The sequence below is a fragment of the Neisseria sp. P0021.S006 genome, assembly GCF_051956895.1.
The window spans coordinates 1-11,266 of the sequence record NZ_JBQCWZ010000051.1; the positions used below are offsets into that span (position 1 = coordinate 1).

Below are 11,266 nucleotides of genomic sequence, written 5' to 3' on the forward strand. Positions count from 1 at the left end.
CTTACCCACAGGCCGTCTGAAAACACATGGACTCTATTATCGAATTGCGTCATCTCAAAACCTTGCTGGCTTTAGAAGAAACCGGCAGCGTTTCCCTTGCCGCCAAACGGGTTTTCCTGACCCAATCCGCCCTGTCGCACCAAATCCGCGCCTTGGAAAATTATTACGAAACGCCGTTGTTTGAACGCAAATCCACACCACTGCGCTTCACTCCGGCCGGTATGCGCCTATTGCAACTGGCGCGCGAGCTGTTGCCGCAGGTTGCTGCCGCCGAACGTGATTTGGTGCGGATTATCGAAGGCGAAGCGGGCGAACTCAGGCTTGCCGTCGAATGCCACACCTGCTTCGACTGGCTGATGCCTGCCATGGGCGAGTTCCGCCCCTTATGGCCGCAAGTTGAATTGGACATCGTTTCCGGTTTCCAAGCCGATCCGGTCGGGCTGCTGCTACAACACCGTGCCGACCTTGCCATCGTTTCCGAAGCCGAGCCACTCAACGGCATCAGCTACCGCCCTCTGTTTGCCTATGAAATGGTCGGCATCTGTGCAGAAGACCACCCACTTGCCGACAAAGATGTTTGGGAAGCGGAAGATTTTATCGACGAAACCCTGATTACTTATCCCGTCCCCGACGAAATGCTGGATTTGCCTAAAAAAGTGCTGCTGCCTAAAGGCATTAATCCGCCGCGCCGCCACAGCGAGCTGACCATTGCCATTATTCAACTGGTTGCCAGCAAACGCGGCATCGCCGCCCTGCCCTATTGGACGGTCATGCCGTATCTGGAAAAAGGCTACGTCGTCCATCGCAAAATCACTTCAGACGGCCTGCAAAGCAAACTTTATGCAGCCATTCGTACGGAAGATGCCAACAAAGGCTATTTGGACAACTTCTGCCAAATCACGCACGACCGCTGTTTTGCCGACTTGCCGGGTTTGAGCGAATTGGAAATGTAAACTTAAAACAAGCAAAAGGCCGTCTGAACAATTTCAGACGGCCTTTTTTAATATACACAAAAATCTCACTGCTTCTATTCGGATTCATCCGAACCCAAACACGCCGACAAATCGATTTCAGACGGCCATGTTTTATCGGGCGCAACCCGAATATCGAAATGCTCGCCGCGATAGTCGAAAACCAAACGCCAAGCGTGCAAAAACAGATGTCCCGCCTCATCGCCGCCATACAGCGTATCGCCCAAAATCGGACTGCCTATGCTTTTCATGGCCACGCGCAGCTGATGGGTTTTGCCGGTAAACGGTTGCAACACAAACAGGCGCAAACCGGGCTTCAGGCTTTGGCTGCTGAAACGGGTAACGGCAAAATTATCCTCGTCTCGCGTCAGCTTCCATGTACCGCGCCGCGAACGCGCCATACCGCCTTTCACCCAGCCCTGCTTTTTCGCCGGCTTGTGCGTACTGAGTGCCAAATACGTTTTACGCATAGTTTTCTCGGCAAACTGTGCCGACAAAGCCGCCGCGCTGTCGCGGTTGAGCGCAAACAGCAACAGGCCGCTGGTGGCCTTGTCCAAACGGTGAACCAGCCACACGCGTTCAACACCGAGCTGCTGCGCCAGCGAAGCGGTCAGGCAAACATCCCCTTCCGATTCGCTGTGCACCGATACGCCGCAAGGCTTATTAATGACCACAAAATCTTTGTGTTCAAAAACAATGTCCCACATTTCAGACGGCCTTCAACACGATACCGTCGCCAAGCAGGGTCAAAATACCCAGCAGGCAGAACAAGATACATGCGGCAATGCGCACTGCTTTGGCCGGAATCTTGCGCATCAGCATTTCGCCCAAATACACGGCAGGCACAGAAGCAATCATCAAACCGGCAATACTGCCGACCACGACCAGCAGGATAGATTGGTATTTTGCTGCCAAAAGAACTGTTGCAATCTGCGTTTTATCGCCGATTTCAGCCAAGAAAAACAGGACAACCGTCGCCGTAAATGCGCCGTATTTCAGCCACTTACCGTCAGGATCTTCGTCTTTGTCCGGCAATAGCAGCCACAATCCAACCGCAATAAAACTGCCGCCAACCACCCATTTCATGACTTCGGGCGAAATAGCGGATGCCAGCCAGACACCGAGTGCGGCTGAAACAAGATGGTTCAACAGGGTTGCAATAAAAATACCGGCAACAATCGCGTTTTTGTGGGCAAAACGTGCAGCTAAAAAGAGTGCGAGCAATTGCGTCTTATCGCCGATTTCGGCAATGGCAACGCCCAGCGTCGAGGAGAAAAAAGCTTCCATGATTTAAGATACTCAACCGAAAAGCGGGCAAACAAAAAGCGCTGTGCATACCGCCCGCAAGGGTATGGACAACGCTTACGTCTTGCCTGTCTTCCGATAAAGCAGAGAAGATACCGCTGCCACGGCCGCACAAGCCGATTATGTTGACAACGGTTTCGGCATTGCGCCGAATGGCTACTCCCGTAAGAGTGAAGCGCGAATTGTAAGGCAAACCATGGCTTGAAGCAACAGAAAGAAAAACAAAAGTCCGCCTGAAACCTGATTCAAGTAGGTTTCAGACGGCCTGCGATTACTTGCCGCATACTTCAAATTTACGGCCGAATCCTTTGCCATTGTATCTGCCAAAACCATGCGGCATATCGTTTTCAATCACTTTAAACAAACCCGGGCTGGCTGCAACCCCTTCAGGCATATTATCCGGCAGGGCCTGACGCATCTTGGCAGTAGCGGCTTTAAAATCTTCCATATTGCGCCAACGGGCTACGTTGACCAAATGATATTTACCGTTTGGATCTATATTTTGGTGCAGGCGCGTAGCTATATAGCCTGGCTGGGTTTTCAAAAAATCACGCGCTTTTTGCCAAGAAGCCAAAGCTTCGGCTTCTTTACCCTGCGGCACTTCAAAAGTATTAATGAGGACAACACTGTTTTGAAAGGCTTCACATTTTTCCTGCCACTGTTTGGCATTTGCAGTACAACCGACAGCGACAAAGGCAGTGGCGGCAGCGGCAATCAGAGCTGTTTTTTTACGGATATTCATATGGATAGTTCCTTATAGGTTTGAATTGATGTGAGATATTTAAACTCTTCCGAACATTCGGGGCATTACGGATTCGCCTTTGATGTAGTGGTAAACGACCATGCCGATATGTCCCAGAGACAAGAACAGCAACGAAAATGCCAGTGCTCCGTGAATCTGTCCTTCCTGAGTAATTTGTCTCATAACACCTGTGACTGGAACGGCAAGCATCAGGAGATACATTGCCCAATGTCCAAATTTGGCAGCCATACTGCCAACCGGTCGATTTCTGGACTGGCGGATTGCCCGCATCACACGCCAAGCAGACAATATCAGCAGAAGAAAGCCAACCGCTTTATGAGGATTAGTCAAAAACTTCAGACTTTCATCCATATTCCAAGCAATGGCGGTTGCAAACATAAACAGATAGCAGGCCGCCATAGTCCAATGCAGAAAGCGGGTTGTAGTGCCGTAACGTTGCGGAATATCAGGTTTCATGATGTTTTCTCTTAAATTAACAATTAAATGGATTTCAATTTGGGTTTACGGATAGAAAATCCGTCTTTCATGCTCAGTCCCAACAGCGTCAGATTAGCCACACCAGCAATCAGTTCTACGATTTGAACGATATAAAACACGCTGTCAAACTGTCCTGCGGCGGCGCGGCTGTTTAAGAAAAACGCGCAAGGCAGCAAAATCAACATTTCGTTGGCGGCGATGAAGGGCATACGGCGGCGTTTGGCGGCAATCGCAGTATGTTTGCTTTTCCCACCCATTTTCATGCCTGTTGCGCCTACGGTTGCCATGCAGGCAATCAACCCGAACAGCGCATAAACAATGGTTTGCTTCACGGCGGCGACGGTTTCGTGCGAGCCGAAGAGTTCGCTGAACACGGTGCTGCTCCAAAACGAAGCGATGAATAAAAATGCGCCCACCCCTGCGGCGGCGTGGATTTTGCGTAAAGTATTGCGGTTCATTATGGTTTCCTTGAACATTTAAGAGAGGTCGTCTGAAAGCATTTAAATAGCAAGCTATCGAGTTAAAATAAGTATAGCGTGCTATGAATTAAGATAGCAAGCTATATTTGTGATATGATCCGCAATAATCTGATTTTAAAGGAAACAAAGTGAACGAAGTTTTCAAAACTGAATCGGCAGGCTATTTGATGAACCATATTGCCCGCCAATTTGCCATTTTATTGAGCGAAGGCTTAAAACCACTGGGGATTGCGCCTGCACAATTTCCAATTTTGATCGAGCTATGGAATAAAGACGGCTTGAGCCAACAGGAATTAGTTGAGCGTGCCGATTTGAAGCAGGCAACGATTGCCAACACTCTGGCACGGATGGAGCGAGACGGATTGATTACACGGGAGCCTAATCCTGAAGATGCACGCAGCCGTTTGATTATGCTGACAGAACACGCGCGTGCTTTACAATCAAGCTCCACCGAAATTGCCAAAGCCATCAACCAAGAATCCTTGGCTGATCTGTCTGCAGACGAGCAGAAACTGTTTTTGGAAATGGCACAGAAAATTATATTGAAACAACAAAAGATGATAAAAGTCTGAAAAATATAAAAAAGGCCGTCTGAAACTCAATGTAAACAGGTTTCAGACGGCCTTTTTCACAGCGATTAATTATCGGAGAACAAATCGCCTACTTTTTCGCCTACTTTTTCCCAAAACGATTTTTTGCGCGGGGTTTGGCTGAGATTGAGGCCGGAGGAGATTTTTTCAAATTCTTCCAGCAACTCTTTCTGACGGTCGGTCAGGTTAACCGGTGTTTCAACCAAAATGTGGCAGTACAAATCGCCGGTCGAGCTAGAACGCAGAGACTTGATGCCTTTGCCTTTCACGCGCATACGGCGGCCGGTTTGCGTTTCTTTCGGAATGTGCAGTTTGACTTTGCCGTCCAAAGTCGGCACTTCGACTTCACCGCCCAATGCGGCAATGGCAAAGCTGATCGGCAGTTCACAATGCAGGTCTAAGCCGTTGCGCTCGAAGATTTTGTGCTGTCTTACGCGGACATTGACGTACAAATCGCCTGCCGGCGCGCCGTGTTGACCCGGCTCGCCCTCGCCGCTCAAACGGATGCGTTGACCGTCGTCGATGCCTGCCGGAATGTTGACTTCAACCGTTTTGCTGGTTTTGGTGCGGCCTTCGCCACGGCATTTGACGCAAGGATCTTTGATTTCTTTGCCTGTACCGTGACAAGTCGGACAAGTCTGCTGCATTTGGAAAATGGCTTGGCGGACGTGTACCGTACCTGAGCCGTGACAGGTCGAACAAGTCGATGCGGATGTGCCCGGTTTGGCACCTGAGCCGTGGCAGACATCACATTCTTCATAAGTCGGAATGTTGATGCGTTTTTTCACGCCTTTGGCGGCTTCTTCAAGCGAAATCTCTATGCCGACCTGCAAGTCTGCGCCGCTGTAATCCGGCTGACGGCCGCCTGAGCTGCCGCCACCGCCGAACATTTGGCTGAAAATATCGGAAAAATCGAAGCCTTGCGCACCACCGAATCCGCCTTGGCCGCCAAAACCGCCAAAGCCACCGAATCCGCCCGCACCTGCGCCCTGTTCGAACGCGGCATGGCCGTATTGGTCGTACATGGTACGTTTTTCCTTGTCAGACAAGGTGTCGTAAGCTTTTTGGACTTCTTTAAATTTTTCTTCCGCTTCTTTGTTGTCAGGGTTGCGGTCGGGATGGTATTTCATTGCCAGCTTGCGGTAGGCTTTTTTGATTTCATCGTCGCTAGCGCTGCGGGCAACACCAAGGGTTTCGTAATAATCTTGGGTACTCATAGTTTGATAGTGTTTTGAATAAATTTGAACTGGGTCGGATATGTGGGCGGAAGGTAAAAAACTCAAGTCGATATTTTTAAGGCCGGCTGAAAATTTTGTTTCAGACAGCCTCCCTCGCCTTGTCAAAACATGATAATGGCCTTAAAGTGAAAGAATATTTGACCCTATACCGCTGTTTTATATTAGAAAGATTTTCTTCCTTGATAAAAAAGTTGCTTCCTTTTTATGCCTGATGCTGATGGCGGCCGTTGCCAGACTTACCGTTAACCGTTTCATATCTAGGCCGTCTGAAACCCTGTTTTCAGACGGCCTTTTGATTGTTTGCGTTCTTCCATGTCAAAACAAACGGGAAACAACAATGCCAAAGCGGTTTGACATGATGTTACGACACAAGCAATCCGCTTCTGAATCCGCTATAATCTGCGTTTGATTTTATTTCCCAACGCCTTTTGTACAAAGCGAAACATCATGCAAGAACATTACCAACCCGCCGCCATCGAGCCTGCGGCGCAGAAAAAATGGGATGACGAGCGTATTTTCAACGTCTCCGAAGACGCTTCCAAACCCAAATACTACTGCCTCTCCATGTTCCCCTACCCCAGCGGCAAGCTGCACATGGGGCATGTGCGCAACTACACCATCGGCGACGTATTGAGCCGCTTCAAACGCTTAAACGGCTTCAACGTCATGCAGCCTATGGGTTGGGACGCGTTCGGCATGCCGGCGGAAAACGCGGCGATGAAAAACAACGTCGCCCCCGCCGCTTGGACGTACGACAACATCGAATACATGAAAACCCAGCTCAAAAGCCTGGGTTTTGCGATTGACTGGGAGCGCGAAGTCGCTACCTGCAAACCCGAATACTACCGCTGGGAACAATGGCTGTTTACCAAGCTGTTTGAAAAAGGCATCGTCTATCGCAAAAACGGCACGGTGAACTGGGACCCGGTCGACCAAACCGTATTGGCCAACGAGCAAGTTATCGATGGACGCGGCTGGCGTTCGGGCGCGTTGATTGAAAAACGCGAAATCCCGATGTATTACTTCAAAATCACGGATTACGCCGAAGAGCTGCTCAACGATTTGGACAAGCTGGAACACTGGCCGGAACAAGTCAAAACCATGCAGCGCAACTGGATCGGCAAATCTCGCGGTATGACCGTGCGCTTCGCCGTTTCAGACGACAGCAAACAAGGCTTGGAAGGCGATTACGCGAAATTCCTGCAAGTTTATACCACCCGTCCCGACACGCTGATGGGCGCGACTTATGTTGCCGTTGCCGCCGAGCATCCGCTGGCAACCGCCGCAGCCGCCGACAAACCCGAATTGCAGGCATTTATCGCCGAATGCAAAGCCGGTTCGGTTGCCGAAGCCGATATGGCGACGATGGAGAAAAAAGGCGTGCCGACCGGCCGCTATGTCGTCAATCCGCTTAACGGCGACAAGCTGGAAGTGTGGATTGCCAACTATGTATTGTGGGGTTACGGCGACGGCGCGGTGATGGCTGTTCCGGCGCACGACGAACGCGATTTCGAGTTTGCCACCAAATACAATCTGCCGAAAAAACAAGTCATTGCCGTCGGCGACAACGCATTCGACGCAAACCAATGGCAAGAATGGTACGGCGACAAAGAAAACGGCGTATTGGTCAACAGCGGCGACTTGGACGGCATGAATTTTCAGATGGCCTTTGACGCCATCACCGCCAAGCTGCAAAGCCAAGACGCTGGCGAACCGAAAACCCAATACCGCCTGCGCGACTGGGGTATTTCACGCCAACGCTACTGGGGCTGCCCGATTCCCATCGTCCATTGCGAAAAATGCGGTGACGTACCCGTCCCAGCCGACCAACTGCCCGTCGTTTTACCCGAAAACGTCGTACCCGACGGCATGGGTTCGCCGCTGGCAAAAATGCCCGAGTTTTACGAAACCACCTGCCCATGCTGCGGCGGCGCGGCAAAACGCGAAACCGACACCATGGACACCTTCATGGAATCGAGCTGGTATTTCTTCCGCTACATGTCTCCTCAATTCGCAGAAGGCATGGTATCGGCAGAAGCCGCGAAATACTGGGGCTCGGTTGACCAATACATCGGCGGTATCGAACACGCGATTCTGCACCTCCTGTACGCGCGCTTCTTCACCAAACTGATGCGCGACGAAGGCTTGGTCAATGTTGACGAACCGTTCGAACGCCTGCTCACGCAAGGTATGGTCGTCTGCGAAACCTACTACCGCGAAAACGCCAACGGCAGCAAAGACTGGATCAACCCTGCCGATGTCGAGCTGACTTTCGACGACAAAGGCCGCCCTGTTTCCGCTGTTCTGAAAGCCGACGGCCTGCCTGTCGTCATCAGCGGCACGGAAAAAATGTCCAAATCCAAAAACAACGGCGTCGATCCGCAAGAGCTGATTAACGCCTACGGCGCGGATACCGCCCGCCTGTTCATGATGTTCGCCGCACCACCCGAACAGTCCCTCGAATGGAGCGACAGCGGCGTCGAAGGCGCACACCGCTTCCTGCGCCGTCTGTGGCGTACTGTTTACGAATACCTGAAACAAGGCGGCGCGGTCAAAGCGTTTGCAGGCAGCCAAGATGGTTTGTCTAAAGAACTCAAAGACCTACGCCACAAACTGCACGCCACCACCGCCAAAGTCAGCGATGACTACGGCCGCCGCCAGCAGTTCAACACCGCCATCGCCGCCGTGATGGAACTGCTCAACCAATACGACAAAACCGACACCGGCAGCGAACAAGGCCGAGCCGTCGCCCAAGAAGTATTGGAAGCCGTCGTACGCCTGCTGTGGCCGATTGTGCCGCACATCTGCGAAACCCTGTGGAGCGAATTAAACGGCGCGAAACTGTGGGAAGCAGGCTGGCCGACCGTCGATGAAGCCGCCTTGGTTAAATCCGAAATCGAAGTGATGGTTCAAGTCAACGGCAAACTGCGCGGCAAAATCACCGTCGCCGCCGACGCCTCCAAAGCCGACCTCGAAGCCGCCGCACTCGCTAACGAAGGCGCAGTGAAATTCATGGAAGGCAAGCCTGCGAAGAAAATCATCGTCGTTCCCGGACGCTTGGTGAATATTGTCGTCTAAACCGCTTTTAAGGTTTAGCCACACGGATAAAGGCCGTCTGAAACTTGGAAACAGGTTTTCAGACGGCCTTTTATTTTTAAAACCGTTATTTCCTTGAATTGTAAGGTTTACCATTAAATTAAAGTTATGAAGATATTTTTTGAACCATCGTATTCAAATGAAGACCTTAGCTTTGATAAAAACTAAGGTTTAGACGAATAAAGAAAGGCTGAGACCTTTGCAAAAAAGCCCTTCCCACGACAGCCTAAATCCAAACAAAGGTCTCATCAGGTTCATTTAGCGGAATTCAAACAGCTCTTGATGCAATGAGCGTGTCTTAAGTTTTCCTGCAATACTGTTTGTAAAGCTACGACTACCACAAAGCCATAGACTGCGGGTTTCACTATTCTGAACGCTTTGTACAATATGATCAGCTGATAATCTTTGGGTTTCAGAAGGAATATAGTGGAATGTAACATTCGCTTGTTGAGCCAAATCTTTCCATTGGTTGATTATTTCTGCAGATAAATTTCTATCGGCATGGAACCAGTCAATTTGTTGATTGGATGGTTGTTTGGCTAATTCTTTGAGCCTTGCAAGGAAAGGCGTAAAACCAATACCGTTACTCACCCAAATTTGTTCATTTTTATCTGAAAAATTGAAGCGGCCATATGCACCATCAATTTTAACGGTATCACCGATGTTCAAACGTTGAGACAGACGATGGGTGTAGTCGCCCAAGTCTTTGATGATAAGATTGATTTGTTGATTTTCAGGATTCCAGTTTGAAGCGATGGTAAATGGGTGGCTTTCTCCATGTGCACGTAAAAAGAGGAATTGACCGGCTTGGTGTCCCTGCCATTTTGGCGCATTCAGGGTAAGTGAAAGCAGGGAGCCGTTTTGGTTCATGGCAGTTACTGTTGCGGTTTGCGGTTTACCAATGCGTTTAAAGAGGGCGAGGAGGGAACAAATACTACTGAAGAATAGGGCGGTAGCCAGCAACCAGCCAAGTGGCTGAGCCCAGTAAGCAAAGTTTGCCAATACGATGGTGTGCCATACGAGTGCAATATAGACAGGGACAATTAAGATGTGAAGTTTGGCAAACCAACGGTAGGGAATAAGTTTGATCAGTGCGATAACCAATAAGACGACTGCAACGTAAAAAGCAATCTCACCCACTTCTTCAGCAAAATGGCGCTGGGTAACTAACCAATCTTTTAAAGTCAAGACTTCCTGCATCGGTGGGCGCGGTGGCTTTTTGCCGTCAAACAGACCGAGCTTTACCAGCCATTTGGGGAATTGCTTACTGATCCAATGCAGGATACTGCCTGAAAGGGCAATGATGCCCAACCATTTATGCAGGCGGTACATTTTATCCAATCCGCCAAATAGTCCTTCCAACATTTTGGGACGTACTGCAAGAATCATACAAGCACTCATGGCCAGTATGCTGATGCTGCCGGTGAACTGTAATAATAGGTTACGTACGGGAAATACGCCCCACTTGTCTGGAAATGGCGTGGCAAACAGCCATAAAGCGGATATGCCGACTAAAAAGGCAAATAAGGTAAATTTAATATTTTTCATGGTAGTGTTTGTGAAATTAAAATATAAAACAGTTGGTGCTTGTTTTAACAGGACTAAGTATATCTTGGAAAAATTAGGCCAAAATTATCGATAAAGTGCTTCCTGTATTCATTGTTAGGGCTTAAAACGCCAATGTTGGTATGCTCAGCCTTTCTTGTCGTTGATAGTTTAAAGTGGAACATTATTTAATAAATTCCACCACTTCGCGTTTTTGGGTGAGGCTCTTACTTGCGATAGCCAAATGCTGCCATCACACTTAACTTAAATTCTTGGGGATCAAACAAGCCTTTTTCTGCCAATAATGTATCCATTTTGGCATGAGGGAAACCTTCAACAGTGGGAAGCGGTCGATGTGTTTGGCAATCATGGCTTGGGCAGTTTACTGGAAGAAAGTACTCATGAGAAATCCCCTAAATGTCTTGGTGGAAATTTAGGGGATTTTGGGGAATTTTGCAAAGGTCTCAGGCCGTCTGAAACCCTATATTCAGGTTTCAGACGGCCTTTTTAACTACCCTATTTTATTCGCCGTAGTAGGCTTTGGTCAGGATTTCTTCCATATCGGCCACCATCGCGAGGCGTGGGTTGGCCGGGGTGCATTGGTCTTCAAAAGACATCATGGCCAGCTCTTTTCTGCCATCGAGGAAGGTTTTCTCATCGATGCCCTGCTCTTTAAACGACATTTTGATGCCGACGTTGACCGCCAGTTCGTGGCAGGCGCGGGCGAAGGATTCTACGCCTTCTGCCGGTGTGCTGCATGGCAGGCCTAAGGTACGGGCGATTTCCTGATATTTCAGGTCGG

At 49.6% G+C, this 11,266-nt stretch carries 10 protein-coding genes and 1 pseudogene; 3 read left to right on the forward strand and 8 right to left on the reverse strand.

Annotation, left to right across the window (positions count from 1 at the left end; genetic code table 11):
* The first annotated feature begins 26 nt into the window (after positions 1-26).
* The gene (locus ACTHUM_RS09680) at positions 27-953 is read left to right on the forward strand and encodes a LysR family transcriptional regulator (protein ID WP_003748251.1); all 927 of its coding nucleotides are present in this window, start codon (positions 27-29) and stop codon (positions 951-953) included.
* Between the two features lie 74 nt (positions 954-1,027).
* On the opposite strand, the gene ACTHUM_RS09685 is transcribed toward ACTHUM_RS09680, so the two are convergent.
* The 5 genes from ACTHUM_RS09685 to ACTHUM_RS09705 all read right to left on the reverse strand — a co-directional run bounded on the left by ACTHUM_RS09685 (position 1,028) and on the right by ACTHUM_RS09705 (position 3,974).
* Positions 1,028-1,678: a TIGR01621 family pseudouridine synthase gene (locus ACTHUM_RS09685; RefSeq protein WP_049335349.1), complete on the reverse strand. Its 651-nt coding sequence runs from the start codon at positions 1,676-1,678 to the stop codon at positions 1,028-1,030.
* Position 1,679: 1 nt separating this feature from the next.
* On the reverse strand, positions 1,680-2,258 hold the full coding sequence (locus ACTHUM_RS09690; RefSeq protein ID WP_004518907.1) for a TMEM165/GDT1 family protein: 579 nt from the start codon (positions 2,256-2,258) through the stop codon (positions 1,680-1,682).
* Between the two features lie 289 nt (positions 2,259-2,547).
* Positions 2,548-3,018 carry an antibiotic biosynthesis monooxygenase family protein gene (locus tag ACTHUM_RS09695; protein WP_004518910.1) on the reverse strand — a complete coding sequence of 157 codons (471 nt, stop codon included), beginning with the start codon at positions 3,016-3,018 and terminating at the stop codon, positions 2,548-2,550.
* A gap of 39 nt (positions 3,019-3,057) precedes the next feature.
* Positions 3,058-3,495, reverse strand: a complete 438-nt coding sequence (locus ACTHUM_RS09700; protein ID WP_004518911.1) for a cytochrome b — start codon at positions 3,493-3,495, stop codon at positions 3,058-3,060.
* A 23-nt stretch (positions 3,496-3,518) separates the two neighbouring features.
* Positions 3,519-3,974 (reverse strand): hypothetical protein, encoded by a 456-nt coding sequence (locus tag ACTHUM_RS09705; RefSeq protein ID WP_039861854.1) that lies wholly within the window; start codon positions 3,972-3,974, stop codon positions 3,519-3,521.
* Positions 3,975-4,123: 149 nt separating this feature from the next.
* On the opposite strand from ACTHUM_RS09705, the gene ACTHUM_RS09710 reads away from it, so the two are divergent.
* The gene (locus ACTHUM_RS09710; RefSeq protein ID WP_004518913.1) at positions 4,124-4,567 is read left to right on the forward strand and encodes a MarR family winged helix-turn-helix transcriptional regulator; all 444 of its coding nucleotides are present in this window, start codon (positions 4,124-4,126) and stop codon (positions 4,565-4,567) included.
* A 65-nt stretch (positions 4,568-4,632) separates the two neighbouring features.
* On the opposite strand, the gene dnaJ is transcribed toward ACTHUM_RS09710, so the two are convergent.
* Complete coding sequence (gene dnaJ / locus ACTHUM_RS09715) at positions 4,633-5,802, reverse strand: molecular chaperone DnaJ (protein ID WP_004518914.1); 1,170 nt, start codon at positions 5,800-5,802, stop codon at positions 4,633-4,635.
* A 468-nt stretch (positions 5,803-6,270) separates the two neighbouring features.
* Here dnaJ and leuS point away from each other — a divergent pair, with 468 nt between their 5' ends.
* Complete coding sequence (gene leuS / locus ACTHUM_RS09720; RefSeq protein ID WP_070695280.1) at positions 6,271-8,901, forward strand: leucine--tRNA ligase; 2,631 nt, start codon at positions 6,271-6,273, stop codon at positions 8,899-8,901.
* Between the two features lie 276 nt (positions 8,902-9,177).
* On the opposite strand, the gene ACTHUM_RS09725 is transcribed toward leuS, so the two are convergent.
* A complete protein-coding gene (locus tag ACTHUM_RS09725; RefSeq protein WP_070646351.1) occupies positions 9,178-10,467 on the reverse strand; it encodes a ferredoxin reductase family protein in 1,290 nt (429 codons plus the stop codon).
* Between the two features lie 518 nt (positions 10,468-10,985).
* A pseudogene (locus ACTHUM_RS09730) lies at positions 10,986-11,266 on the reverse strand (bifunctional acetaldehyde-CoA/alcohol dehydrogenase); the annotation flags it as partial.

Bases quoted from the DNA above. Each gene is read 5' to 3' on its own strand.
- ACTHUM_RS09725 (WP_070646351.1), bottom strand. From the start codon at position 10,467: ATGAAAAATATTAAATTTACCTTATTTGCCTTTTTAGTCGGCATATCC.
- ACTHUM_RS09680 (WP_003748251.1), top strand. From the start codon at position 27: ATGGACTCTATTATCGAATTGCGTCATCTCAAAACCTTGCTGGCTTTA.
- ACTHUM_RS09695 (WP_004518910.1), bottom strand. From the start codon at position 3,018: ATGAATATCCGTAAAAAAACAGCTCTGATTGCCGCTGCCGCCACTGCC.
- ACTHUM_RS09685 (WP_049335349.1), bottom strand. From the start codon at position 1,678: ATGTGGGACATTGTTTTTGAACACAAAGATTTTGTGGTCATTAATAAG.
- ACTHUM_RS09705 (WP_039861854.1), bottom strand. From the start codon at position 3,974: ATGAACCGCAATACTTTACGCAAAATCCACGCCGCCGCAGGGGTGGGC.
- dnaJ (WP_004518914.1), bottom strand. From the start codon at position 5,802: ATGAGTACCCAAGATTATTACGAAACCCTTGGTGTTGCCCGCAGCGCT.
- ACTHUM_RS09700 (WP_004518911.1), bottom strand. From the start codon at position 3,495: ATGAAACCTGATATTCCGCAACGTTACGGCACTACAACCCGCTTTCTG.
- leuS (WP_070695280.1), top strand. From the start codon at position 6,271: ATGCAAGAACATTACCAACCCGCCGCCATCGAGCCTGCGGCGCAGAAA.
- ACTHUM_RS09690 (WP_004518907.1), bottom strand. From the start codon at position 2,258: ATGGAAGCTTTTTTCTCCTCGACGCTGGGCGTTGCCATTGCCGAAATC.